Source organism: Streptomyces sp. BBFR51, from assembly GCF_044591655.1.
GTDB lineage: Bacteria > Actinomycetota > Actinomycetes > Streptomycetales > Streptomycetaceae > Streptomyces.
In genome coordinates, this window is sequence record NZ_CP172448.1 from 2,256,921 (window position 1) to 2,281,706 (window position 24,786).

The window sequence follows — 24,786 nt, forward strand, 5'->3', positions numbered from 1 at the left end:
CAGCTTGTACGCGGATGCGCGCGTACGCCCGGACAGCTCAGCGATCACAACCCGAACGGGGTACCGGCACAGCCCCTCCCCCGCTGATCCCGGCCCACACGGAACTCGGTGCACGCCGCCCCGCACCGCGAACACGCCCCGTGCCCGCAAGCCCACGACACGGCACCCGGCCGAGCCGACGAGACACACCGGCCTCACCCTGAGGCGGGCGGGCACCTGCCCCTACAGCTGATCCCCGCCCGCACCGGGCCCAGAGCAGGCCGCCCCCGCACCGCACACACCCCGAACCCCCGTGGCCACAGCCACAACACGGAACCCGACCGACCCAGCGAGACACACCGGCCTCACCCTGAGGCGGGCGGGCACCTGCCCCTACAGCTGATCCCCACCCGCACCGGGCCCAGAGCGGGCCGCCCCCGCACCGCGGACACACCCCGAACCCCCGTGGCCACAGCCACGACACGGAACCCGGCCGACCCGGCGAGAGACATCTACCGCGCCCAGGGCGAACACGCGCCCGCTCCCACCCCGCCCGCACTGGGCTCACTTCGGGCCGCCACCAACCTCAGCGCGAGCCGCCTCCTGCGCCGCCGGGCTCGGTGGGGCCCCCGCGGGCACCTCCCGAACCCGATGTCCACGTGCCCGCGGTACGAAAACCCCGGCCGGCCCGGCGGGAGGCACCCTCCGTGTCCGGGGCGGGTGGGCGCCTGGTCCCACGGTCGACCGCTTCCCGCCGGAAGCGGGGGCGTGCGGCCCGGGGGCCGGCTCCGGACATCGCGGGCCCCGGTGGAGCGTGGTAGCCGATTCGCGGGTCAGTCCGTGTCCGCCGCCCGTACTCGCAGCGCGCGGGCGAGGTCGTCGAGTTGGTCGGCGAGCTTGCGGCGCAGGGCGGGGATCGGGGCGGCGTCGCTCAGGCACTCCTGGCCCAGGCGCAGGTTGTCGGCGTCGACGGCGTGGCCGGGGAAGGCCCAGCGGCCGGCGGCGTCGGCGATGGCGGGGCCGCGGCGGGCGGCGAGCGCAACGGCCGCGGCGTAGTAGCGCGGCACGTAGTCGCGCACGAGGTCGGCCTGTTCGGGCTGCCAGAAGCCCTGGGCGGTGGCGGTGAACAGGTAGTTGGAGAGGTCGTCGGAGGCGAACATGGCCTCCCAGGCGCGGCTCTTGGCCTCGGCGTCGGGCAGCGCGGCACGGCAGCGGACGGCGCCCTCCTGGCCGGTGGCGCTCGGGTCGCGTTCGAGCTCGGCGGCGATGGCGGCCTCGTCGGTGGCGCCGAGGACGGCGAGCCGGGTGAGGATGCGCCAGCGCAGCTCCGGGTCGAGTTCGGGTCCGCCGGGCACGGTGCCGTCGGCGAGCCAGGCGGCGATGGTGTCGGGGTGGGCGGCGGTGGCGATGCGGTGGCGTACGGCGATCAGGCGCAGCCCGGGGTGGTCGCCGTCCTCGGTACGGCGGATGAGGTCGCGGCACAGCTCGGCGAGGGTGGTGAGGGCGGCGGGCCGCTCCTCGGGGGTGACGTAGCGGTCGGCGACCTGGCCGGCGGCGAAGGCGAGGACGCCGTCGACGAGCGCGAGGTCGGTCTCGTGGGGGAGGTGGGCGCGGGCGATGTCCAGGTAGGTGCGGGCGGGGAGTTCGCCGTCACGGACGGCGTCCCTGAGGGCGTTCCAGACGACGGCCCGGGTGAGCGGGTCGGGCAGGCCGGACAGGCCGGCGCGGATCGTCCGGAAGGACTCGGCGTCGAAGCGGATCTTGGCGTAGCTCAGGTCGCCGTCGTTGAGGACGATCAGGGCGGGGAGCTTGCCGATGGGCCGGGGCTCGGCCTGGGGCACGTCGATGTCGAGGCGTTCGCGCGGGGTGAGGCTGCCCTCGCCCGCGGGGTCCTGGTCGTAGAGGCCCACGGCGATGCGGTGGGGCCGTTCGCCGGTGCGGGCGACGGTGAGCGCGCGGGTGCCGTTGTCGCCGGTGACGCGCGGGGTGAGGGTGTCGACGCCGGTGGTGCGCAGCCAGGCGTCGGCCCAGGCGTGGACGTCGCGGTCGGTGGCGGCGGCGAGGGAGTCGATGAAGTCGGCGAGGGAGGCGTTGGCGAACTTGTGCCGCTCGAAGTGGATGTTGATGCCCGCCAGGAAGTCCTTCTCGCCGAGCCAGGCGACCAGCTGGCGCAGGGCGGAGGCGCCCTTGGCGTAGGAGATGCCGTCGAAGTTGAGGAGGGCGGAGGCGGTGTCCTCGACGTTCTCGGGGGCGACGGGGTGGGTGGAGGGGCGCTGGTCGGCGTCGTAGCCCCAGGCCTTGCGGGTGACGCCGAAGTCGGTCCAGGTGTCGGTGAAGCGGGTCGCCTCGGCGGTGGTCTGGTAGCCCATGTACTCGGCGAAGGACTCGTTCAGCCAGATGTCGTCCCACCAGCGCAGGGTGACGAGGTCGCCGAACCACATGTGGGCCATCTCGTGGGCGATGACCATGGCGCGGGTCTGCCGCTGGGTCTCGGTGACCGCGGACCGGAAGACGAACTCGTCGCGGAAGGTGACCAGGCCCGGGTTCTCCATCGCGCCGGCGTTGAACTCGGGGACGAACGCCTGGTCGTAGGAGTCGAAGGGGTAGGGCTCGGTGAACTTCTCGTGGTACCGGTCGAAGCAGCCGCGGGTGACCTCGAACAGTTCGTCGGCGTCCACGTCCAGGTGGGGCGCGAGCGAGCGGCGGCAGTGGATGCCGAAGGGCAGCCCGCGGTGCTCGGTGCGCACGGAGTGCCAGGGTCCGGCGGCGACGGCGACGAGGTAGGTGGAGATCAGCGGGGTGGTGGCGGCCTTCCAGTGGCCGTCGCCGGTGTGCTCGGTAATTCCGTTGGCCAGGACGGTCCAGCCCTCGGGGGCGGTGACGGTGAGGTCGAAGACCGCTTTGAGGTCGGGCTGGTCGAAGGCGGCGTACACGCGCTGGACGTCGTCGAGGAACAGCTGGGTGTAGACGTAGGTCTCGCCGTCGGCGGGGTCGGTGAAGCGGTGCATGCCCTCGCCGGTGCTGGAGTAGCGCATGGCCGCGTCGACGCGCAGTTCGTGCTCGCCGGGGGTGAGTCCCTTCAGCGCCAGCCGGTTCTCGTCCAGGCCGGCCGGGTCCAGGGGCTGTCCGTCCAGAGTGACGGCGCGCAGTTCGGCGGGCTTGACCTCGACGAAGGTGTCCGTGGTGTCCGTGCCGTCCGTGTCGCCGCGGACGGTGAACCGGATGACGGTACGGGAGTCGAAGGTCTCGTCCCCACGCGTCAGATCGAGGTCGATCGCGTAGTGGTGGACGTCGAGGAGCCGGGAACGGGTCTGCGCTTCGTCGCGCGTCAGTACGGACATGCACGACATGCTGCCTGATGCGGTGGGCAGCGCACAGAGGCGGTTCGGTACGCGGAGTATGTCCGGTCCGCCGCCCCTGCCACCGCGCGCCCCCGGGCGTGCGCCCCGTGGGCGGGGGCGCACCCCGCGTCAGTCGGCGGCCGGGGCCGGGCCGCTGCCGTTGCTCTCCGCGATGCGCTCGTGGTGGTGGATCACCTCGGCGATGATGAAGTTGAGGAACTTCTCGGCGAACGCCGGGTCGAGCTTGGCGCTCTCGGCGAGGGCGCGCAGCCGGGCGATCTGCTGGGCCTCACGGGCCGGATCGGCGGGCGGCAGCTGGTGGCGGGCCTTGAGGTGGCCGACCTGCTGGGTGCACTTGAAGCGCTCGGCGAGCATGTGGAGGACGGCCGCGTCGATGTTGTCGATGCTGTCCCGCAGCCGGGCCAGCTCCTCACGGACGGCGGGGTCGACGGCATCGGTACCGGTGTTGCTGGTGGTCATGGGCGCACACCCTACGGGCGGGGCCCCGGCTGTCGCAGACCGTCTCAGGCGCTGAACGCCTTACAGTCCTCGTAGAGTGGGAAACAGGGTTCAGGCGTCTTGGGGGTCGGGCGTGGCGAACGGCGGACCGGTCGAGCACGGGTTCCCGCACCTGGAGACGGTGCGGGAGGCCGTCACCGCGCTGTACCGGCGGCTGTCGTACGACACCGTGCAGACGTTCTCGGCCAGTGTGGCCCCGGTCGACGTGGCGTTCTGCGACACCGACGACCTGTATCTGGGCGCGCAGCGGGTGGCGCACGAGCTGGTACGGCACTACCGGCTGCCCGATGCCCGCATGATCGTCTCCTTCCGCGAGATGACCCACGCGGCGAACGTGGAGCTCACGGCGGGCCCGGAGTACTTCATCGAGCTGAACGACCGCTTCCGCACCCATCGCCGGGACATCGGCGCGGCCCTGGCGCACGAGGTGATGCACGTCTACCTGCACCGCCTCGACCTGTCCTTCCCCGGCACCCGGGACAACGAGATCCTCACCGACACGGCGACGACGTACCTGGGCGCCGGCTGGCTGCTCCTCGACGCCTTCCGGGAGGACTCGACGTCCTCGCAGAAGCTGGGGTACCTGACGCCGGAGGAGTTCGGTTACGTCCTGGCCAAGCGGGCGCTGCTGTTCGGCGAGGACCCCTCGGTGTGGTTCACGAGTCCGCAGGCCTACACGGCGTACGGCAAGGGCATGGCCCGGGCCCGCCGGGACGAGCAGCAGCCGCCCCTCACCGCGGCCGGCTGGGCGGGCCGCCGCCGCTACGCCCGGGACCGCCGCCACGCGCAGGACCCGCACGCCGCGGGCGCGGCGGCGGACGGCCCTTACTCCTTCACCGCGCAGGCGCCCGGACAGCTCCGGGTGTCGTTCCCCTGCCCGACCTGCCACCAGCGGATCAGGGTGCCGGTGCGCGGGCGGGTCCGGGCGCGGTGCGGGCTGTGCCGGACGGTGCTGGAGTGCGACACGTAATGCGGCGCGCGGGGCGCGGGGGCACTGCTTCAATGCGCCTATGACACAGGCCATCGAAGAACCCTGGGGCATCAGCGTGTTCGGCTCGGGCACGGTGCGGGCCGAGCCGGGACTCGCGCGGGTGCAGCCGGCGGTGGACGTGCTGGAGCCCTCGCCCGACCGGGCATTCCAGAAGGCCGGTGAGGCCGTGGCCCGGCTGCGGGAGGTGCTGCGCCGGCACGGCGTGCCGGACGTCTCGGTCTCGGGCTCCCGGCTCAGTCTCAGCTCCGAGTACGACGGGCACGGGGGTGAGCGGACACTGCTCGGGTACCGGTGCCAGGCCTCGTACTCGGTGGAGACCGAGGCACTGGACGACCTCGAGCGGCTGATCGTGGACGTGGTCGACGCGGGCGCCCACCGGATCGACAGCGTCGAGTTCGACGTACGCGACCGGCCCGCGCTGCTCGACGAGGCGCGGCGCAGGGCCGTGGCCGCCGCCCGCCGCAAGGCCCAGGTGTACGCGGAGGCGGCGGAGACGCGGCTGGGACCGGTGCTGCACATCCAGGACGTGGAGTCCGAGCCCTTCGCCGCGTTCCGCGCCGCCAAGGGCGGCGGTCCGTCCGGCGCCCTGGCTCCGGGCGCGGTGGAGGTGACCGCCAAGGTGGTTCTGGGCTTCTCCCTGAGGCACTGAACCTCTCAAAAGCCCCGCCCCACCCTCTACGGCCGCACGATGCCCTGCGCGCGTGCGGCCACGAGCCACTTGGGGAACTCGCCCACCAGCCGGTCGTACAGCTCGGCGTCGCTCACCTTGCGCGGGTCGCGGCCCGCGTGGAAGAAGCCCGCGTTGTCGACGACCCGCTTGTCGGGTACCGCGAGTTCGTCGAGCTTGCGCAGGTACTCGAACTGGCGGCTGCCCGGGTCGCCGAAGCCGACGAACTGCCAGAACAGCGGCAGCGGCGCCGCCTTGCACAGGTACCGCTCCGCGGCGAGCCGGTTGATCGGGCCGCCGTCGGTCTGGAAGACGACCAGAGCGGGGTGGCGGGAGCCGCTGTCCAGGTAGTGGTCGATGACCGCGTCCATGGCCAGGTGGTAGCTGGTCTTGCCCATGTGCCCGAGGCCCGCCACGATCCGCTCGACGCGCCCCTGGTGGTCGGCGAGCGCGATCTCGGTGACGGCGTCGACGTCCGTGGAGAAGAACACCACCGGCACGGTGCCGTCGTCGTCGAGGTGCGCCGACAGTCCGAGTACGCGGTCGGCGAGCGCCTGCACGCTGCCGTCCTTGTAGTACGGCTTCATCGAGCCGGAGTAGTCGACGACGAGGTAGACCGCCGCCCGGGTCCCCTCCATCCCGTTCTTCGTCAGGGACACCCCGGCGCTCTTGTACAGATCGACCAGCGCCGGCGCCGTTTCCTGCACCTTGGTGAGACTGATCGCGGCCATGCGGACTCCCCCGTCACCCCGTACGTACGGCATCTGGGTGCCGAGGCTACGGCACGGCGCACCCCGCCGACCGGCCCACTCTCCGGCATTCGCTATTTTGTTCGCCGCCGTCCCCACCGGCTCACCGTCCCCCGTCCCAAGGAGCCGGCCGTGGATTCCGAGTCCACCATCACCACGTGCTACCGCCATCCCGCGGTGGAGTGCCACGTGCGCTGCACCCGCTGCGAGCGCTACATCTGTCCGGACTGCATGCGCGAGGCGCCGGTGGGCCACCAGTGCCCCGAGTGCGTGAAGGAGGGGGCGCGGTCGGTCCGGCAGGCCCGGACCATCGTGGGCGGCCGGGTCTCGGCGACGCCCGTGGTGACGTACGTGCTGTTCGCGCTGAACGTGCTCGCGTACCTGGCGGAGGTGGTGCGGCCGGAGATCGTGGACCGGTTCGCCATGGTCGGTGCTCGGCTGGTCGGTCCGGACGGCACCTACTACGTCGGCGGAGGGCCGTACCTGACCTCCGGGCCCGTGCGGACCGAGGGCGTCGCCGGGGGTGAGTGGGAGCGGATGCTGACCAGCGCGTTCCTTCACCAGTCTCCCTTCGACGGCACCTTTGGGATCCTGCACATCACGCTGAACATGCTCGCGCTGTGGCAGTTGGGGCGGGTGGTGGAGCTTATGCTCGGCCGGTTGCGTTTCGCCGTCCTGTACCTGCTCTCGGCGCTCGGCGGTTCCGTCCTGGAACTGGTCCTCACCGACCCCGGGCAGGTCTCGGTCGGCGCGTCGGGTGCGGTCTTCGGCGTGGGGGCCGCGTACTACGTGCTGCACCGCCGGCTGGGCGCCGACATGGCACGGGTCAACCGTTTCATGGCCGGTCTGGTGCTGTGGCTGCTGGTCTCCGCCGCGTTCACCTCGTGGCAGGGGCATCTCGGCGGCCTCCTGGTGGGCGGCGCGCTGGCCCTGGCCTTCGCGTACGCGCCCCGGGACGGGCGCCGGGTGGCGGTGCAGGCCGGTGCGGGGGCCGGGCTGGTGGTGCTGCTGGCGGTGACGGCGGCGGTCAAGGTGTCCGAAATGACAGGCGGAGGTATTCCCCTATGAAACGTGCCGGAGTGCTGCTTCTCGCGGCCGTTCCCGTGATCGCCACGGGCGTGTACTTCGTGGTGCCGGGGGACTCCGCGGACTCGGCCGGGGTCCCGACCGCCGCGTCCTCCGCCACCGCCCGGTCGACCCGCGACCGCGACGACGCCAAGGACCGGGCCGAGGAGGAGCGGGAGGCGGACGACGCGCTGATCGCCGACCTGCCGCCGGGGCTCGCCGCGCCCGCGAAGAAGGAGCTGGCCCAGCAAATCGTCTCCAGCGCGGAGAACTCGACCACCGAGTGGCGCACCGCCTACGGCACCATCGAGGACCTCGGGGACGGCGACGGATACACCGCGGGCATCATCGGCTTCTGCACCGGCACCCACGACCTGCTCACCCTGGTCGAGCGCTACACCGAGGCCCACCCCGACAACGGCCTGGCCGAGTACCTGCCCGCCCTGCGCGAGGTCGACGGCACCGACTCCCACGAGGGCCTGGACCCGGGCTTCACGGCGGCCTGGCAGGCGGAGGCGGAGGTCCCGGCGTTCCGCACGGCCCAGGAGGAGGAGCGCGACCGCGTGTACTTCGAACCGGCGGTCCGCCTCGCCAAGCTGGACGGCCTCGGCACGCTCGGCCAGTTCGTCTACTACGACGCGATGGTCTTCCACGGCCCCGACACGGACGCCGAGGGCTTCTACGGGCTGCGCGAACAGGCCCTGGGCGAGGCGAAGACGCCGGGCCAGGGCGGCTCCGAGGAGGCCTACCTGGACACGTTCCTGGACGTCCGCGAGCAGGCCATGGAGGCCAAGCGTCCGGGCATCGACACCTCCCGCGTCGACACCGCCCAGCGCCGGTTCCTGAAGGCCGGGAACCTGAAGCTGGCGACGCCTCTGGTGTGGGAGATGTACGGGGACACCTACAACGTGCCCTGAGCGTGCGACGGCGCCTGCCCCTTCGTCCGGTCGGGGACAGGGCAGGCGCCATCAGTGTTCCGCACGCCATTGTGCGGGACGATCTTCGGTTGTTCCGTCTTCGGTTGTTCCGTCCGTCAGACCGCGAGGGCGCGGTCGGTCGGGCGGATCGGGGCCGGCAGTTCGCTGGCTCCGGTCAGGAAGCGGTCGGCGCCCCGCGCGGCCGAGCGGCCCTCGGCGATCGCCCAGACGATGAGCGACTGGCCGCGGCCGGCGTCACCGGCGACGAACACACCCGGCACGTTGGTCTGGAAGTCGGCGTCCCGGGCGATGTTACCGCGTGCGTCGAGCTCCAGTCGGAACTGGTCGACCAGACCGTTCTCCCGGTCCGTACCGGTGAAGCCCATGGCGAGGGTGACCAGCTGGGCAGGGATCTTGCGCTCGGTGCCCGGCTTCGGGGTGAGCTTGCCCTCGACGAACTCGACCTCGCTCATGTGCAGCCACTGGACGTTGCCGTCCTCGTCGCCCTCGAAGTGGGTGGTGGAGACGGCGTAGACCCGCTCGCCGCCCTCCTCGTGGGCGCTGGTGACCTTGTAGAGCATCGGGAAGGTCGGCCACGGCTGCGCGAGCGGGTTCCGCTCCTCGCCCGGCCGGGGCATGATCTCCAGCTGCGTGACGGAGGCCGCGCCCTGGCGGTGGGCGGTGCCCACGCAGTCGGCGCCGGTGTCGCCGCCGCCGATGACGACGACGTGCTTGCCCTCGGCCGAGATGGGGGGCGCCACGTAGTCGCCCTCCTGGACCTTGTTGGCCAGCGGCAGGTACTCCATGGCCTGGTGGATGCCCTTGAGTTCGCGGCCGGGGACCGGCAGGTCGCGGGAGGTGGTGGACCCGGCGGCGATGACGACGGCGTCGTACCGCTTCTTCAGGTCGGTGGCCTTGAGGTCGCGGCCGATCTCGACGCCGGTGCGGAAGCGGGTGCCCTCCGCGCGCATCTGCTCTATGCGGCGGTTGATGTGCCGCTTCTCCATCTTGAACTCGGGGATGCCGTAGCGCAGCAGGCCCCCGATGCGGTCCGCGCGCTCGTAGACGGCGACGGTGTGGCCGGCCCGGGTGAGCTGCTGGGCGGCGGCGAGACCCGCCGGGCCCGAGCCGATCACGGCGACGGTCTTGCCGGACAGGCGCTCGGGGATCCGCGGGGCGACGTCCCCGGTCTCCCACGCCTTGTCGATGATGGAGACCTCGACGTTCTTGATGGTGACCGGCGGCTGGTTGATGCCGAGCACGCACGCCGACTCGCACGGAGCCGGGCACAGGCGGCCGGTGAACTCCGGGAAGTTGTTGGTGGCGTGCAGGCGCTCGGACGCCGCCGACCAGTCCTCGCGGTAGGCGTAGTCGTTCCACTCGGGGATCAGGTTCCCGAGGGGACAGCCGTTGTGGCAGAACGGGATGCCGCAGTCCATGCAGCGGCTGGCCTGCTTGCTGATGATCGGCAGCAGGGAGCCGGGGACGTAGACCTCGTTCCAGTCCTTGACGCGCTCGTCGACCGGGCGGGTCCTGGCGACCTCGCGTCCGTGGTTCAGAAAGCCCTTGGGATCAGCCATTGGTCGCCGCCTCCATCATCTTCTCGGTGGTCTCGGTCTCGGAGAGACCGGCTCGCTCGGCGGCGTCCTTGGCGGCGAGCACTGCCTTGTACGTGCTGGGGATGATCTTGCTGAAGCGCTCCACGGCGACGGTCCAGTCGGCGAGCAGCTTCTCGGCGACCGTGGACCCGGTCTCCTCGGCGTGGCGGCGCACCACGTCGTGCAGCCAGTCCCTGTCGGAGTCGTCCAGCACCTGGACCGCGTCCACGTTGCCGACGTTGACGTTGGCCCGGTCGAGGTCGACGACGTAGGCGACGCCGCCGGACATGCCGGCCGCGAAGTTGCGCCCGGTCTCGCCGAGGACGACCGCGTGGCCGCCGGTCATGTACTCGCAGCCGTGGTCGCCCACGCCCTCGGAGACGACCAGCGCGCCGGAGTTGCGGACGCAGAAGCGCTCGCCGACCTTGCCGCGCAGGAACATCTCGCCGCCGGTGGCGCCGTATCCGATGGTGTTGCCGGCGATGGTGGAGTACTCGGCGAGGTGGTCGGCGCCCCGGTCGGGGCGGACGATCACACGGCCGCCGGAGAGGCCCTTGCCGACGTAGTCGTTGGCGTCGCCCTCCAGGCGCAGCGTGATGCCGCGCGGGACGAAGGCGCCGAAGGACTGGCCGGCCGAGCCGGTGAAGGTGATGTCGACGGTGTCGTCGGGCAGACCGCCGCCGCCGAACTTCTTCGTCACCTCGTGGCCGAGCATGGTGCCGACCGTGCGGTTGATGTTGCGGATCGCGACCTGGGCGCGCACCGGCGCGGCCTCGGTGGCGTCCGAGGCGGCCAGGGCGTCCGAGGCGAGCTTGATCAGCTGGTTGTCGAGCGCCTTCTCCAGGCCGTGGTCCTGGCCGACGGCCTGGTGGCGCACGGCGCCCTCGGCCAGCGCGGGCACGTGGAACAGCGGTGCCAGGTCGAGGCCCTGCGCCTTCCAGTGGTTGACGGCGCGGGTCACGTCGAGGGTCTCGGCGTGGCCGACGGCCTCCTCGATGGAGCGGTAGCCCAGCTCGGCGAGGATCTCGCGGACCTCCTCGGCGATGAACCTGAAGAAGTTCACGATGTACTCGGCCTTGCCGGAGAACCGGTCCCGCAGGACCGGGTTCTGGGTGGCGATGCCGACCGGGCAGGTGTCCAGGTGGCAGACGCGCATCATGACGCAGCCGGAGACGACGAGCGGCGCGGTCGCGAAACCGAACTCCTCGGCGCCGAGCAGCGCGGCGATGACGACGTCGCGGCCGGTCTTGAGCTGGCCGTCGGTCTGGACGACGATCCGGTCGCGCAGGCCGTTGAGCAGCAGGGTCTGCTGGGTCTCGGCGAGGCCCAGCTCCCAGGGGCCGCCCGCGTGCTTCAGCGAGGTGAGCGGGGAGGCGCCGGTGCCGCCGTCGTGGCCGGAGATGAGCACCACGTCCGCGTGCGCCTTGGACACACCCGCCGCGACCGTGCCGACGCCGACCTCGGAGACCAGCTTGACGTGAATCCGCGCCTGCGGGTTCGCGTTCTTCAGGTCGTGGATCAGCTGGGCCAGGTCCTCGATGGAGTAGATGTCGTGGTGCGGCGGCGGGGAGATCAGGCCGACGCCGGGGGTGGAGTGCCGGGTCTTGGCGACCCACGGGTACACCTTGTGGCCGGGCAGCTGGCCGCCCTCGCCGGGCTTGGCGCCCTGGGCCATCTTGATCTGGATGTCGTCCGCGTTGACCAGGTACTCGGAGGTGACGCCGAAGCGGCCGGAGGCGACCTGCTTGATGGACGAACGGCGCGCGGGGTCGTACAGGCGCTCCGCGTCCTCGCCGCCCTCACCGGTGTTGGACTTGCCGCCCAGCTGGTTCATGGCGATGGCGAGCGTCTCGTGCGCCTCCTGGGAGATGGAGCCGTACGACATGGCGCCGGTGGAGAAGCGCTTGACGATCTCGGAGACGGGCTCGACCTCGTCGACGGGGATCGGCTGCCGGTCGCTCTTGAAGCCGAACAGGCCGCGCAGCGTCATCAGCCGCTCGGACTGCTCGTTCACGCGCTCGGTGTACTTCTTGAAGGTGTCGTACGTGCCGGAGCGCGTGGAGTGCTGGAGGCGGAAGACCGTCTCCGGGTCGAACAGGTGCGGCTCGCCCTCGCGGCGCCACTGGTACTCGCCGCCGATCTCCAGGGCGCGGTGGGCGGGCGCGATGCCGCTGGCCGGGTACGCCTTGGCGTGGCGGGCGGCCACCTCCTTGGCGATGACGTCGATGCCGACGCCGCCGATCTTGGTGGCCGTGCCGTTGAAGTACTTGGCGACGAACTCCTCGTCGAGGCCGACGGCCTCGAAGACCTGGGCGCCGCGGTAGGAGGCGACGGTGGAGATGCCCATCTTGGACATGACCTTGAGGACGCCCTTGCCGAGGGCGTAGATCAGGTTGCGGATGGCCTGCTCGGGCTCGCCGTCGACGCTCTGCAGGAAGGTGCCGGCGCGGACCAGGTCCTCGACGGACTCCATCGCCAGGTACGGGTTGACCGCGGCGGCGCCGAAGCCGATCAGCAGGGCGACGTGGTGGACCTCGCGGACGTCGCCGGCCTCGACCAGCAGGCCCACCTCGGTGCGCTGCTTGGTGCGGATCAGGTGGTGGTGGACGGCCGCGGTGAGCAGCAGCGACGGGATCGGCGCGTGCTCGGCGTCCGAGTGGCGGTCGGACAGGACGATGAGCCGGGCGCCGTTCTCGATGGCGGCGTCGGTCTCGGCGTAGATCTCCTCTATGCGCGCGGCCAGCGAGTCGCCGCCGCCGTGCACCCGGTAGAGGCCGGAGAGGGTCGCGGCCTTGAAGCCGGGCATGTCGCCGTCGGCGTTGATGTGGATGAGCTTGGCCAGCTCGTCGTTGTCGATCACCGGGAAGGGCAGCAGGACGCTGCGGCAGGAGGCGGCCGTGGGGTCCAGCAGGTTGCCCTGGGGGCCCAGCGAGCTGCGCAGGGAGGTGACCAGTTCCTCGCGGATGGCGTCCAGCGGCGGGTTGGTGACCTGCGCGAACAGCTGGGTGAAGTAGTCGAAGAGCAGCCGGGGGCGCTCGGAGAGCGCGGCGATCGGCGAGTCGGTGCCCATGGAGCCGATCGGCTCGGCACCGGCCTTGGCCATCGGCGCAAGCAGGACGCGCAGCTCCTCCTCGGTGTACCCGAAGGTCTGCTGGCGGCGGGTGACCGAGGCGTGGGTGTGGACGATGTGCTCGCGCTCGGGCAGGTCGGACAGCTCGATCTCGCCGGCTTCGATCCACTCGGCGTACGGCTGCTCGGCGGCGAGCTGGGCCTTGATCTCGTCGTCCTCGATGATGCGGTGCTCGGCGGTGTCCACCAGGAACATGCGGCCGGGCTGGAGACGGCCCTTGCGGACGACCTTCGCGGGGTCGATGTCGAGGACGCCGACCTCGGAGCCGAGGACGACGAGGCCGTCGTCGGTGACCCAGTAGCGGCCGGGGCGCAGACCGTTGCGGTCGAGCACGGCGCCGACCTGGGTGCCGTCGGTGAAGGTGACGCAGGCGGGGCCGTCCCAGGGCTCCATCATCGTGGAGTGGAACTGGTAGAAGGCGCGCCGGTCCTGCTCCATGGAGGCGTGGTTCTCCCACGCCTCCGGGATCATCATCAGCACCGAGTGCGGCAGCGAGCGCCCGCCGAGGTGGAGCAGTTCCAGGACCTCGTCGAAGGAGGCGGAGTCCGAGGCGTCCGGCGTACAGATCGGGAAGATCCGCTCGAGGTCCGCGGAGGAGCCGCTGTGCCCATGGTCGGCAGAGCCGAACAGGCCGGACGCGAGCTGGGACTCGCGGGCGCGCATCCAGTTGCGGTTGCCCTTGACCGTGTTGATCTCGCCGTTGTGCGCGACGAAGCGGTACGGGTGGGCGAGCGGCCAGCTCGGGAAGGTGTTGGTGGAGAACCGGGAGTGCACGAGCGCGATCGCGGAGGCGAAGCGGCGGTCGGACAGGTCCGGGAAGAAGGGCTCCAGCTGGCCGGTGGTCAGCATGCCCTTGTAGACGATGGTCCGCGCGGACAGCGACGGGAAGTAGACACCGGCCTCCCGCTCGGCGCGCTTGCGCAGCGTGAAGGCGTGGCGGTCGAGGGCGATGCCCCGGGAGGCGCCGTCGCTCACGAAGATCTGGCGGAAGACCGGCATGGTCGAGCGGGCGGTGGCGCCGAGCATCTGCGGGGCGACCGGGACCTCGCGCCAGCCGAGGACGGTGAGGCCCTCCTCGGACGCGATGGTCTCGATCCGCGAGACGGCGTCCTCGGTGCCCTCGGGCGGCAGGAAGGCGATGCCGACGGCGTACGCCCCGGCCTCGGGCAGTTCGAATCCGGCCACCTCACGGAAGAAGGCGTCCGGCACCTGGGAGAGGATGCCCGCGCCGTCGCCCGAGTCGGGCTCGGAGCCGGTGGCGCCACGGTGCTCCAGGTTGCGCAGCACGGTGAGTGCCTGGTCGACCAGGGTGTGGGACGCCTCGCCGGTGAGAGTGGCGACGAAACCGACGCCGCAGGCGTCGTGCTCGTTGCGGGGGTCGTACATACCCTGGGCAGCAGGGCGAGCATCCATGAAGGACCAGTTCTGGCCATCCACGGAATGCTGGGACGGCTGGCGCGGCGTACGCATCGGCTCTCCCGTCGTCGTCATCTGGCAGGTGCAAAGTGCCGAGGGACGACGTTGGCCCTCTGCGGTTCGGTGCAAAATTTGGTGCAGGTTACATGATGGATTGGTTCTCGGTAAACGGGACAATCCGTTCCAACATGCGGACACCGGGGGCTACGGCGGGGGTACCGCGCCCGGCGGTGGAAGCTATGGAGACCGAAGCGAACAGATCGATGTCCGTCGGTCCGAGGGCGCGAAGGGGGCGTCGTCGCCCACTCCACGGATGCGCGTCAGGCCTCATTGCCCACAGCGCTTACGGCTCATGCCCGGAGATTACGTCCTCGAAACCAGCGAGTAACGGCTACTTATGCAGTCCCTCGCATAAGTTCGGGCCGGGCTATCCTACGACCGTTCCGAACAGGCTGCCCAGGGCGTACGTCACACCGGCCGCCGCGCCGCCGAGGGCGAGCTGCCGCAGTCCGCTGTACCACCAGCTGCGGGCCGTGACCTTGGCGACGACCGCGCCGCACAGGAAGAGGCCGGCCAGCGCGAGCAGCACGGCGGGCCACAGCGCGGTGGCGCCGAGCAGGAACGGCAGAACGGGAAGCAGCGCGCCCAGCGCGAAGGACCCGAACGACGAGACGGCCGCGACCAGCGGCGACGGCAGGTCGGAGGGGTCGATGCCCAGTTCCTCGCGGGCGTGTATCTCCAGGGCCTGCTCGGGGTCGCTCGACAACTGCCGGGCCACCTCGCGCGCGAGCTTCGGCTCGACACCCCGCGCCTCGTAGAGCGCGGCCAGCTCGGCCTCCTCGTCCGCCGGGTGCTTGCGCAGCTCGCGGCGCTCCACGTCCAGCTCGGCCTCGACCAGCTCGCGCTGCGAGGCGACGGAGGTGTACTCGCCGGCGGCCATGGAGAAGGCGCCGGCGGCCAGACCCGCCATGCCGCTCAGCACGACGGTCTGCTGGCTCGCCGCGCCCGCGACGCCGGTCATCAGGGCGAGGTTGGAGACCAGCCCGTCCATCGCGCCGAAGACGGCGGGTCGCAGCCAGCCGCCGTTCACGTCGCGGTGCGTGTGGTTGTCGCGGTGCGCCTCGTGCAGCGGCGCCTCGGTGTCGATGATGGCCACGCGGGTTCCCCCCGGGAACTAGTCTGGACTCGTTCTACCTTTTGACAACAACCAATCTACGCCGATCATTTCCATGTCGCCAGCAAGGAAAGGCTCGGCTTACCTGCGGTTATGCCGTTGTGCGCTCATTCGTGATCTTGCCCGCACAGATGTCGACCGGGTGACGCTGAGCCCGGTGAGGCTGCGGTGCGCACCGCACCGGGGACAGATGCGCAAAGGGAGAGGAGCGGCCGCATGGCATCCACCGCCTGCATTCCCCCGGTTCCCGCGCCCCACGGCGCCGTCGGACTCCGCGACCGGGCCCGGGGCGCCTTGCTCGGGCTGGCCGTCGGGGACGCCCTCGGGGCTCCGGCCGAGAACATGAAGCCCTCCGAGATCCGCGCCCGCTGGGGCCGCATCACGGGATACGTGGCCGAGAACCCGGCCGGTACGGACGACACCGAGTACGCGATCTTCTCGGGCCTGCTGCTGGCCCGGTACGGCTCCGCGCTCACCCCGGTCGACGTGGAGACGGCCTGGCACGAGTGGATCGCGGACCGGGAGGAGGGCCCGTTCCGGGGTGCGGGGTTCAGCGAACGCGGCACCCTGGAGAACCTGCGCCGGGGACTGGCCGCCCCCATCTCCGCCCAGCACCGCCACGCCTGGAGCGACGGGCTGGCCATGCGGGCCGCGCCCCACGGCGTGTTCGCGGCGGGGCGGCCCGCCGAGGCGGCCCGGCTGGTGGCGATCGACGGCTCGGTCAGCCACGAGGGCGAGGGCATCTACGGCGGCCAGGCGGTGGCGGCGGGTGTCGCGGCGGCGATGGCCGGGGCGCCGGCGGTCGTGGTCGTGGCCTCCGCCCTGGCCGTCGTACCGGACGACTCCTGGACCGCCCGCTGTCTGCGCCGCGCGATGACGGCGGCCCACCGCGGCGAACGCGCGGTGCGCTCCGCGGTGGTCATCGGCGGCTACCCGTGGACCGACCTGGCCCCCGAGGCGGTCGCCCTCGCCTTCGGCGCGTACGCGGCGGCCGACGGCGACTTCACGGACGCCGTGCTCACGGCCGTCAACATGGGCCGCGACGCCGACACCACGGCCGCGGTGGCCGGCGCCCTGGCGGGGGCGACGCGGGGCGTCCAGGCCATCCCCGCCGACTGGGCCGCCGCCATCGCCCCCGCCCGCGGCACCTGCCTCCCGACGATGGCGGGCCACCATGTGCTGGAGGTGGCGGACCTGCTGACACGCGCGGCGCGGGGAGTGCCCCGGAGTCCGGAGGACCCACCCGTCCCGGGCATCGGCACGGCGGCGGAGGTGTCGTCGTGAGCAGGGGCCGTCCTGTCGCCGGGACAACGGCCGCCACCACGGCGTACGTCGAGGCGCCCGATACGCCACAGGCCGCGCCGGCCGGGAGCGGGCACCGGCCGGGGGCCGATCCGGGGACCGATCCGGGGACGGCCGTGCCGGACGGTGCGGTGCCGCTCCCCGAGCGCATCGAGGGACTTCTCCTCGGTCTCGCCGCGGGAGACGCCGCCGGCTGGCCCGCCGCCCGGCACCGGGCCGCCCGGATGCCGCGGTGGACGCGTCGGCTCACCCGCGAGCTGGACACCTTCGCCGAGCAGAACGCGACCACCACCCTCCCCGTCCCCATCGCCCTGAACCAGCCCCCGGAACCGCTGCGTCTCGGTCCCTCGGACGACGCCGAGTGGGCGGCGTTCGCGGCGGAGGCGGTACTGCGGGCCGGGGACGACAGCGCGCTCGGGGATCTGAGCCGGGACCGCCGGATGCGGGCCGCGATCGACCTGACCTGGAACGCCGTCGCCAGTGAGGTCGCCGCGGCCTCCGAACGCGCCCCCGAGGTCGAGTCGGCGGTCCTGCCGCTGCGCGCCCGCATCTCGGTACGGGCCGGGCTCGGCAACCTCGCCGCCGGCCTGCGCCCGCCCGCCACCGGTCACGACAACCCGCACTACTTCGACGACGCCGCCTGCGTCCGGGCCTGCGTCCTCGCCGTCGTCCACCCCGGCGCCCCGCGGCTCGCCGCCGACCTCGCCGAGTTCGACGCCCGCTACACCCAGGACGGCGACGGCGTGCACGGCGCCCGGGCCATGGCGGCGGCACTGGCCTGCGCCCTGGACGGCGCCGACGTCCGCGACTGCGTGTCGGCCGCGCTCGCCGAGCTCCCCGAGGCGACCGAGATCGGCCGCAACGCCCGCCAGGCACTGGCCCTGGCGGCGGACGCCGAGAGCACCTTCGCCCTCGTCCCGCTGCTCGAGCACCGGATCGTCGACCACGTCTACAGCTACGGCATCGCCGCCGCCGAGACCGTCCCGGTCGCCCTCGCCCTGGCCACCGCCGCCCGGGGCCGCATCGCGGAGGCGGTACCGGCGGCGGCCTGTCTGTCCAGGGTCGCGGACTCCGCCCCCGCGCTGGCGGGCGCGCTCACCGGCGCGCTGGGCGGCGGCACGTCGGTCCCCGCTTCCTGGCGGGACGCCTGCCGCACCCTGCCCGGCTGCGTACTGCCCCGGCTCACCGGCACCGACCTGGTCGAACTCGCCGGTCTCCTGCACGCCCGGCATCCGTCCCAACCGGAAACCCGACCCGAAACCCGACCGGAAGCCCGATCAGATGCCCGGCCAGAAGGACGCCCAGAAGCCCGGCCAGAAGGACGACCAGAAGGACGAGACGCCCCATGACACCCATCACCCCGGAACCCGGCACGGCGAGCCTGGACGAGCGCGTCACCGGCGCCCTCGTCGGCGCGGCCGTCGGCGACGCGCTCGGCGGACCGGTCGAGGGCTACTCCCCCGAGCAGATCCTCGAACGCCACGGCGGCCGGATCCACGGCGTCGTCGGCCCCTGGAACGGCGACGCCTGGCGCACCGCGCGCCCCGTCGCGCCCTACCACAAGGGCGACGGCCACGTCACCGACGACACCCTGATGACCCACGCGCTGGTCCGGGTCTACGGCACGGTCCGCGATCACCTCGACGCGTACGCGGTCGCCGAGCACCTGGTCCCGGACCTGATCACGCACCCGCGCTGGATCCCGGAGCTGGAGGCCGAGGCACTCCCGCTCCAGCGGATCTTCCTGGCGGAGAAGTGGCTGGTGGCGCGGATCCACTACGGCCACGTGGACCCGCGCGAGGCGGGCACCGGCAACATCGTCAACTGCGGTGCCGCGATGTACATGGCCCCGGTCGGCCTGGTCAACGCGGCCCACCCCGCGGCCGCCTACGCCGAGGCCCTGGACGTCGCGGGCGCGCACCAGTCGTCGTACGGGCGTGAGGCGGCCGGTGTCTTCGCGGCGGCGGTCGCCGCGGCCTGCGCACCGCGGGCGACACCGGACTCGGTGGTGTCGGCCGCGCTGTCCCTGGCCAAGGACGGCACCCGGACGGCGATCGAGGCGGTCTGCGACGTGGCCTCGCGCCACTCGGACTTCGAGTCGGCGCTCGCGCCACTGAGGGAAGCGGTCACCCCGTACGACACGGTGGGCCCGGACTACCGGGCGCCCTCGCTGGCCGCCCGCCGCCCGTCCCGGCTGCACGCGATCGAGGAACTGCCGGTCGCCCTCGGCATGCTACTCGTCTCCGGCGGCGACTTCCGGCACGCGGTCCTCGGCGCGGTCAACTACGGCCGGGACTGCGACTCCATCGCCACGATGGCGGGCGCGCTCGCCGGGGCGCTGGGCTCGCCGGTGCCGGAGGACTGGGCCAAGACGGTCGCGGAGGCGAGCCGCCTGGACCTGTGGCAGCCGGCGACGACGCTCACCGAGGTCGCGCGGGAGGTCTTCGAACGGGACGTCCGGCGGCGCCGCGCCCACGAGCGGGCGTTCGCGGCGATCGGAGGCCCGGGATGCTCCGACTGACCTGGACGCAGCCCGAGGACCTGATCGGGCACGAGCTGCGCCAGGCGGCCCTGGACGGCCGGGACGCGTCGGCGGTCGCGGCCCGCTGGCGGGCGGCGGGCGGCTGCGGGGCCCCCGCCCGAGCCGGGGTCTCCCCGCAGCCGGCCTCCCCCCACCTGCGCCTGCTGGCGGAGGACCTGCTGGACGAACTGGCGGGGTTGCCGAGCCCCTTGGCGGACGCGGAGCCGACGGACCTGGCGGACATCAGAAGGCTCTGCCCCGACTGGCCGGCGCCGCCACCGGCAGCGCCCGGAGACCCGGACCAGAACCCGGACCAGAACCCGAACCCGAACCCGGACCCGGGCCTCCCGCTGCGGCTGGAGGCCGCCTGGCTGGGCCGGGCCGCCGGCTGCCTCCTCGGCAAACCCGTCGAGAAGCTCCCCCTCACCGGCATCCGTCGCCTCGCCCGGGCCGCCGGGAACTGGCCCCCGACCACGTACTTCACCGCCCGGGGCCTGCCCCGCGACCTGCTCACCGCCCACCCCTGGAACCGCCGCTCCGCGCCGAACTCCCTCGCCGAGAACATCGACGGCATGCCGGAGGACGACGACCTCAACTACCCCCTCCTGGGCCTGCTGCTCCTCCAGCGCCACGGCAGGGCCTTCACCACCGCCGACGTGGCCCGCGTCTGGCTCGACGAACTCCCGGCGGGCCGCACCTTCACCGCGGAACGCCTCGCCTACCGCAACCTCCTCAGCGGCCTGGAGCCCCCGCACACCGCCCGCCACCGCAACCCCTTCCGCGAGTGGATCGGCGCCCTGATCCGCGCCGACGTGCACGGCTGGACCAACCCCGGCGACCCGGCCGCCGCCGCCGCACAGGCCCACCGCGACGCGACCCTCACGCACACCGCGGGCGGCGTCCACGCGGCGATGTTCGCGGCGGCCGTCATCGCCACCGCCGCGTCCGGCGCCCACGACGTCCACGCCTGTGTGCGGGCCGGCCTCGCGGTCGTGCCGCCCGGCTCCCGTCTCGCCGGGGCCGTCCGCCACGCCGTACGGCTGGCCGGCGCGCACACCGACTTCGACACGGTCGTGGACGAGCTCCACGCCGTCCACTCCCCCGCCCACCACTGGGTGCACGCCGTCCCCAACACCGCCCTGATCGCCGCCGCGCTCACCCACGCGGACGGCGACTTCACCGGCTCCGTCTCGCGCGCCGTCTCGGGCGGCTGGGACACCGACTCCAACGGCGCCACCGCCGGCAGCGTCGCCGGCCTGCTCGCCGGTTCCCCGGCCGCCCTGCCCGAGCACTGGACGGCGCCGCTGAAGAACCGCCTGGCCACCTCCGTCGGCGACTTCGACGGCACCGGCTTCGACACCCTCGCCCACCTCACCCACCGGGAGGCCACCCGCCCATGCCCCAGCCCGCCGTGACCGCTGCCCCCGCCACCGCCCCGCTGACCGGCCTGCGCGTCCTCGACCTCGCCACCCTCTTCGCCGGCCCGCTCGCCGCCACCATGCTCGGCGACTTCGGCGCCGAGGTGATCAAGGTCGAGCACCCCACCCGGCCCGACCCCTCCCGGGGACACGGCCCGTCGAAGGACGGCGTGGGCCTGTGGTGGAAGCTGCTGGGCCGCAACAAGCACACGATCACCCTGGACCTGTCCAAGCCCGCGGGACGCACCACCCTGCTCCGGCTCGCCGCGACCGCGGACGTCGTCGTCGAGAACTTCCGCCCGGGCACCCTGGAGAAGTGGGACCTGGGCTGGGACGAGCTGTCCGCCGTCAACCCGCGCCTGGTCCTCACCCGGGTCACCGGCTTCGGCCAGTTCGGCCCGTACGCGCGCCGCCCCGGCTTCGGCACCCTCGCCGAGGCCATGAGCGGCTTCGCCGCGATGACCGGCGAGCCGGACGCGCCCCCGACCCTGCCGCCGTTCGGCCTCGCCGACTCGATCGCCGCGCTGGCGACGGCGTACGCCGTGATGACGGCGCTGGCCGCCCGGGAGCGCACCGGCGAGGGCCAGGTCGTCGACATGGCGATCATCGAGCCGATCCTGACCGTCCTCGGCCCGCAGCCCACCTGGTACGACCAGCTCGGCCACGTCCAGCCGCGCACCGGCAACCGCTCGCAGAACAACGCCCCGCGCAACACCTACCGCACCGCCGACGGCACCTGGGTCGCCGTGTCCACCTCGGCGCAGTCGGTCGCCGAGCGCGTGATGCGCCTGGTGGGGCGCCCGGAGCTGATCGACGAACCCTGGTTCGCGTCGGGCGCCGACCGGGCCCGGCACGCCGACGTGCTGGACGCGGCGGTCGGCGACTGGATCGCCCGGCACAGCCGCGCCGACGTGCTCGCCGCCTTCGAGAAGGCCGAGGCGGCGGTCGCGCCGGTCCAGGACGTGCGGGACGTGATGACGGACCCGCAGTACCGGGCCCTGGACACGGTCACCACCGTCGACGATCCCGAGCTGGGCCCACTGCGCATGCAGAACGTCCTCTTCCGGCTCTCCGCGACCCCGGGGGCGATCCGCTGGGCCGGCCGCCCGCACGGCGCGGACACGGAGGAGGTACTGACCGGGCTGGGCCTGACGCCGGCGGACGTGAAGGAGCTGCGTGAGGAGGGCGTCGTATGAACGCACCCCCGCTGACCTGGTTGTACGCGCCCGGGGACCGGCCCCGGGTGGTCGCCAAGGCGCTGGCCGCCGGTGCCGACGTGGTGGTGGTCGACCTGGAGGACGCGGTCGCCGCCGACCGCAAGGAGTACGCCCGCGAGGCCACCGCCGAGCTGCTCGCCGAGCCGCAGCCGGTCCCCGTCCACGTCCGCGTCAACGCCCTGGACGGGCCGCTCGCCGCCGGGGACCTGGCGGCGCTGGCCGCGCTGCCGGGGCTGTCCGGGCTGCGGCTGCCCAAGGTGACGTCGCCGGAGCAGGTCACCGGCGTCGCCGCGGCCGTCGGCGGGCCGCCGCTGTACGCCCTGCTGGAGTCGGCCCTGGGGGTGGAGCGGGCCTACCGGATCGCCGCCGCCCACCCGTCGCTGCGCGGCATCGCCCTCGGCGAGGCGGACCTCCGCGCCGACCTGGGGGTACGGGGGGACACCGGCCTGGACTGGTCGCGCTCGCGGGTGGTCGTGGCCGCGCGGGCGGCGGGGCTGGCGCCGCCGTCGCAGACGGTGCATCCGGACACCCGGGACCTGGAGGGCCTGGCCGCGTCCTGCGCCCACGGCCGTGCCCTGGGCTTCCTCGGGCGGGCCGCGATCCACCCCCGCCAGCTGCCGATCATCGAGCGGGCGTACCTGCCCACCGAACGGGAGCTGGAGGAGGCGGAGACGATCGTCAAGGCGGCGACGGTCCAGCCGGGCGCGCAGGCGCTGCCGGACGGCCGGTTCATCGACGCGGCGGTGGTGGCGACGGCCCGGCGCACCCTGTCACTGGCCCGGCGGCCCACCCTGTCCTGACCCCGCGCGTCCCGGCACACGCCGAGGGCGCCCGGGGAGAGTCCCGGGCGCCCTCGGCGGCGTACTGCGGGCCGTCAGCCCTTCTTGGCGGAGTCGGCCCCGTCCTTCACGTTCTCGGCGCTCTCGCCGTCCTTGGCGTCGTCGGCTTCGTCGGTCTGCCCGGCTTCGTCCGCGCCGTCGGCTCCGTCGTCAGCGGGGCGTGCCTCCGCGTCCGCCTTCGCTTCGTCGCCGGCGCTTCCGGCGTCCCCGGCCTCGCCGTCGGCCGACTCCGCGCCGGGTTCGACCACGGCCTCCCGGCCCGGCCGCGTCCGCGCCGAGAGCACGATGTACAGCACGGCGAGCAGGAACACGAAGAGCGCGGTCCAGTTGTTGAGCCTGAGGCCCAGGATGTGGTGGGCGTCGTCGACGCGCATGTACTCGATCCAGAACCGGCCCGCGCAGTACGCGGCGACGTACAGCGCGAAGGCCCGCCCGTGGCCGAGCTTGAAGCGGCGGTCGGCCCAGATGACGAGCAGCGCGACGCCGATGCACCACAGCGACTCGTACAGGAACGTCGGGTGGTAGGTGCCCGGTACCCGTCCGTCGGCCGTCGAGGTGATCTCCACGGCCCACGGCAGGTCGGTCGCCTTGCCGTACAGCTCCTGGTTGAACCAGTTGCCCCAACGGCCGATGGCCTGCGCCAGGGCGATGCCGGGGGCGACGGCGTCGGCGTACGCGGGCATCGGAACCCCCCGGCGCCGGGCGCCGATCCAGGCACCGACCGCGCCGAACGCGATCGCGCCCCAGATGCCGAGGCCGCCCTCCCAGATCTTGAAGGCGTCGACCCAGTCACGGCCCTCGCTGAAGTACAGCTGGTAGTCCGTGATCACGTGGTAGAGGCGTCCGCCGACCAGACCGAAGGGAACGGCCCAGACCGCGATGTCGGCCACCGTGCCGGGCCGCCCGCCCCGGGCGATCCAGCGCTTGTTGCCGAGCCAGACGGCAACGAAGACGCCGATGATGATGCAGAACGCGTAGCCGCGCAGCGGGATGGGACCGAGGTGCAGCACCCCGCGCGACGGGCTGGGAATGAAGGCAAGTTCCATGGCAGGGTCGACGCTACCGTGTCGGACGGGACGCGCGGCGGGCAGCCCGGCTACGGGTCCGTAACGAGCGGGCGCCCTACTTGTTGGCGTCCTCCACCATCTGCTTGAACTTGGCCGGTGTCATCGAGCGGTCCTGGTAGATGTTCTTGCCGTCCAGGAGGACCGTCGGGGTGCCGCTGAAGCCGCCCTTCTGGAAGGCCTTGTTGGACTTCTCCACCCAGCTGTTGTGCTTGCCGTTCTTCAGGCACTCCTGGAACAGGGTGGTGTCGAGGCCGTCGACCTTGCCCGCCAGGTCGAGCAGCTTGTTCTCGTCGGCAAAGGCGTCGTCGGTCTCGGACGGCTGGTTGTCGTAGAGCACGTCGTGGTACGGGGTGAACTTTCCGGCGTCCTGGGCGCAGGCCGCGGCATTGGCCGCCTTGCGGGAGCCGGTGCCGCCCATGTTGCCGTCGATGATCGTGGCCAGGTGGTACTCCACCTTGAGCTGTCCGGCGTCGGTGAGTTCGTGAACGGTGTCGCGGTACGCCAGCTCGAAGGCCTTGCAGGCCGGGCAGCGGAAGTCCTCCCAGATGGTGAGCGTGGACTTGGCGCTCTCCTTGCCGACGGGGATCGCGAGGCCGTCCTTGCCCTGCGCGCCGGAGGGCGCCACGATCGGGCCGGCGGACTCGCTGCCGTCGTCCTTGCCCGCGTTCGCGGCGACCACGCCGATCACCGCCGCGAGTCCCAGGACGCAGACCACGCTCGCGCCGACGATCAGCGCACGGCGGCGCTTGTCCCTGGACTTCTGCTTCTCGCGCTCGGCCGCCAGCTTCTCGCGGGCGCCGCGCTTTCCCTGTCGGTTCTTCTCGCTCACACCCCGCAGAACGAACCGGGGAGGCGCAGCGCGCCTCCCCGGTCCCA

Annotated in this window: 18 protein-coding genes; 10 read left to right on the top strand and 8 right to left on the bottom strand. The window is 72.8% G+C overall.

Annotated elements, in window-relative coordinates; all coding sequences use genetic code 11:
* Window positions 1-812: 812 nt before the first annotated feature.
* Together pepN and ACGH7X_RS10265 are read right to left on the bottom strand one after the other, a co-directional pair.
* Window positions 813-3,320 (bottom strand): aminopeptidase N, encoded by a 2,508-nt coding sequence (pepN, locus tag ACGH7X_RS10260; RefSeq protein ID WP_399883898.1) that lies wholly within the window; start codon window positions 3,318-3,320, stop codon window positions 813-815.
* Between the two features lie 129 nt (window positions 3,321-3,449).
* Window positions 3,450-3,800, bottom strand: a complete 351-nt coding sequence (locus ACGH7X_RS10265; protein WP_399883900.1) for a chorismate mutase — start codon at window positions 3,798-3,800, stop codon at window positions 3,450-3,452.
* A 112-nt stretch (window positions 3,801-3,912) separates the two neighbouring features.
* Here ACGH7X_RS10265 and ACGH7X_RS10270 point away from each other — a divergent pair, with 112 nt between their 5' ends.
* Together ACGH7X_RS10270 and ACGH7X_RS10275 are read left to right on the top strand one after the other, a co-directional pair.
* A complete protein-coding gene (locus ACGH7X_RS10270) occupies window positions 3,913-4,809 on the top strand; it encodes a hypothetical protein (protein ID WP_399883902.1) in 897 nt (298 codons plus the stop codon).
* A 40-nt stretch (window positions 4,810-4,849) separates the two neighbouring features.
* Window positions 4,850-5,479 (top strand): SIMPL domain-containing protein, encoded by a 630-nt coding sequence (locus ACGH7X_RS10275; RefSeq protein WP_399883904.1) that lies wholly within the window; start codon window positions 4,850-4,852, stop codon window positions 5,477-5,479.
* 26 nt (window positions 5,480-5,505) lie between these two features.
* Here the strand turns inward: ACGH7X_RS10275 and ACGH7X_RS10280 are convergent, their stop codons facing one another.
* Entirely contained in the window at window positions 5,506-6,228 is a 723-nt protein-coding gene (locus tag ACGH7X_RS10280; RefSeq protein WP_399883906.1) for a vWA domain-containing protein, read from the bottom strand.
* A 150-nt stretch (window positions 6,229-6,378) separates the two neighbouring features.
* Between ACGH7X_RS10280 and ACGH7X_RS10285 the strand changes: the two genes are divergently transcribed.
* Window positions 6,379-7,314 carry a rhomboid family intramembrane serine protease gene (locus tag ACGH7X_RS10285; RefSeq protein ID WP_399883908.1) on the top strand — a complete coding sequence of 312 codons (936 nt, stop codon included), beginning with the start codon at window positions 6,379-6,381 and terminating at the stop codon, window positions 7,312-7,314.
* On the top strand, window positions 7,311-8,228 hold the full coding sequence (locus tag ACGH7X_RS10290; RefSeq protein WP_399883910.1) for a chitosanase: 918 nt from the start codon (window positions 7,311-7,313) through the stop codon (window positions 8,226-8,228). Before ACGH7X_RS10285 ends, ACGH7X_RS10290 begins: the two co-directional genes overlap by 4 nt.
* A gap of 116 nt (window positions 8,229-8,344) precedes the next feature.
* Here ACGH7X_RS10290 and ACGH7X_RS10295 read toward each other — a convergent pair whose 3' ends face one another.
* From ACGH7X_RS10295 to ACGH7X_RS10305, 3 genes are all read right to left on the bottom strand, one after another.
* The gene (locus ACGH7X_RS10295) at window positions 8,345-9,808 is read right to left on the bottom strand and encodes a glutamate synthase subunit beta (RefSeq protein ID WP_399883912.1); all 1,464 of its coding nucleotides are present in this window, start codon (window positions 9,806-9,808) and stop codon (window positions 8,345-8,347) included.
* Window positions 9,801-14,426 (bottom strand): glutamate synthase large subunit, encoded by a 4,626-nt coding sequence (gene gltB / locus ACGH7X_RS10300; RefSeq protein WP_399883914.1) that lies wholly within the window; start codon window positions 14,424-14,426, stop codon window positions 9,801-9,803. The genes ACGH7X_RS10295 and gltB overlap by 8 nt, the downstream gene beginning before the upstream one ends.
* Before the next feature lie 373 nt (window positions 14,427-14,799).
* Window positions 14,800-15,528: a VIT1/CCC1 transporter family protein gene (locus ACGH7X_RS10305; RefSeq protein WP_399883916.1), complete on the bottom strand. Its 729-nt coding sequence runs from the start codon at window positions 15,526-15,528 to the stop codon at window positions 14,800-14,802.
* A gap of 234 nt (window positions 15,529-15,762) precedes the next feature.
* Between ACGH7X_RS10305 and ACGH7X_RS10310 the strand changes: the two genes are divergently transcribed.
* From ACGH7X_RS10310 to ACGH7X_RS10335, 6 genes are read left to right on the top strand one after another with little or no spacing between them, the layout of a single operon-like run.
* Window positions 15,763-16,830 carry an ADP-ribosylglycohydrolase family protein gene (locus tag ACGH7X_RS10310; RefSeq protein ID WP_399883919.1) on the top strand — a complete coding sequence of 356 codons (1,068 nt, stop codon included), beginning with the start codon at window positions 15,763-15,765 and terminating at the stop codon, window positions 16,828-16,830.
* Window positions 16,827-18,197, top strand: coding sequence for an ADP-ribosylglycohydrolase family protein (locus ACGH7X_RS10315; protein WP_399883920.1), 1,371 nt, complete (start codon window positions 16,827-16,829; stop codon window positions 18,195-18,197). The genes ACGH7X_RS10310 and ACGH7X_RS10315 overlap by 4 nt, the downstream gene beginning before the upstream one ends.
* Window positions 18,194-19,369 (top strand): ADP-ribosylglycohydrolase family protein, encoded by a 1,176-nt coding sequence (locus tag ACGH7X_RS10320; protein WP_399883922.1) that lies wholly within the window; start codon window positions 18,194-18,196, stop codon window positions 19,367-19,369. Before ACGH7X_RS10315 ends, ACGH7X_RS10320 begins: the two co-directional genes overlap by 4 nt.
* Window positions 19,357-20,784 carry an ADP-ribosylglycohydrolase family protein gene (locus tag ACGH7X_RS10325; RefSeq protein WP_399883924.1) on the top strand — a complete coding sequence of 476 codons (1,428 nt, stop codon included), beginning with the start codon at window positions 19,357-19,359 and terminating at the stop codon, window positions 20,782-20,784. The genes ACGH7X_RS10320 and ACGH7X_RS10325 overlap by 13 nt, the downstream gene beginning before the upstream one ends.
* Complete coding sequence (locus tag ACGH7X_RS10330; RefSeq protein WP_399883926.1) at window positions 20,766-21,983, top strand: CaiB/BaiF CoA transferase family protein; 1,218 nt, start codon at window positions 20,766-20,768, stop codon at window positions 21,981-21,983. Before ACGH7X_RS10325 ends, ACGH7X_RS10330 begins: the two co-directional genes overlap by 19 nt.
* Complete coding sequence (locus ACGH7X_RS10335; RefSeq protein WP_399883928.1) at window positions 21,980-22,804, top strand: HpcH/HpaI aldolase/citrate lyase family protein; 825 nt, start codon at window positions 21,980-21,982, stop codon at window positions 22,802-22,804. Before ACGH7X_RS10330 ends, ACGH7X_RS10335 begins: the two co-directional genes overlap by 4 nt.
* Window positions 22,805-22,878: 74 nt before the next feature.
* Here the strand turns inward: ACGH7X_RS10335 and lgt are convergent, their stop codons facing one another.
* Together lgt and ACGH7X_RS10345 are read right to left on the bottom strand one after the other, a co-directional pair.
* A complete protein-coding gene (gene lgt, locus ACGH7X_RS10340; RefSeq protein ID WP_399883930.1) occupies window positions 22,879-23,889 on the bottom strand; it encodes a prolipoprotein diacylglyceryl transferase in 1,011 nt (336 codons plus the stop codon).
* A 76-nt stretch (window positions 23,890-23,965) separates the two neighbouring features.
* A complete protein-coding gene (locus tag ACGH7X_RS10345; protein ID WP_399883932.1) occupies window positions 23,966-24,739 on the bottom strand; it encodes a DsbA family protein in 774 nt (257 codons plus the stop codon).
* Window positions 24,740-24,786 lie beyond the last annotated feature (47 nt).

Excerpts from the sequence above, each read along its gene's own strand:
- pepN (WP_399883898.1), bottom strand. The coding sequence starts at position 3,320 with ATGTCCGTACTGACGCGCGACGAAGCGCAGACCCGTTCCCGGCTCCTC.
- ACGH7X_RS10265 (WP_399883900.1), bottom strand. The coding sequence starts at position 3,800 with ATGACCACCAGCAACACCGGTACCGATGCCGTCGACCCCGCCGTCCGT.
- ACGH7X_RS10275 (WP_399883904.1), top strand. The coding sequence starts at position 4,850 with ATGACACAGGCCATCGAAGAACCCTGGGGCATCAGCGTGTTCGGCTCG.
- ACGH7X_RS10280 (WP_399883906.1), bottom strand. The coding sequence starts at position 6,228 with ATGGCCGCGATCAGTCTCACCAAGGTGCAGGAAACGGCGCCGGCGCTG.
- ACGH7X_RS10290 (WP_399883910.1), top strand. The coding sequence starts at position 7,311 with ATGAAACGTGCCGGAGTGCTGCTTCTCGCGGCCGTTCCCGTGATCGCC.
- ACGH7X_RS10295 (WP_399883912.1), bottom strand. The coding sequence starts at position 9,808 with ATGGCTGATCCCAAGGGCTTTCTGAACCACGGACGCGAGGTCGCCAGG.
- gltB (WP_399883914.1), bottom strand. The coding sequence starts at position 14,426 with ATGCGTACGCCGCGCCAGCCGTCCCAGCATTCCGTGGATGGCCAGAAC.
- ACGH7X_RS10310 (WP_399883919.1), top strand. The coding sequence starts at position 15,763 with ATGGCATCCACCGCCTGCATTCCCCCGGTTCCCGCGCCCCACGGCGCC.
- ACGH7X_RS10320 (WP_399883922.1), top strand. The coding sequence starts at position 18,194 with ATGACACCCATCACCCCGGAACCCGGCACGGCGAGCCTGGACGAGCGC.
- ACGH7X_RS10325 (WP_399883924.1), top strand. The coding sequence starts at position 19,357 with ATGCTCCGACTGACCTGGACGCAGCCCGAGGACCTGATCGGGCACGAG.
- ACGH7X_RS10330 (WP_399883926.1), top strand. The coding sequence starts at position 20,766 with ATGCCCCAGCCCGCCGTGACCGCTGCCCCCGCCACCGCCCCGCTGACC.
- ACGH7X_RS10335 (WP_399883928.1), top strand. The coding sequence starts at position 21,980 with ATGAACGCACCCCCGCTGACCTGGTTGTACGCGCCCGGGGACCGGCCC.
- lgt (WP_399883930.1), bottom strand. The coding sequence starts at position 23,889 with ATGGAACTTGCCTTCATTCCCAGCCCGTCGCGCGGGGTGCTGCACCTC.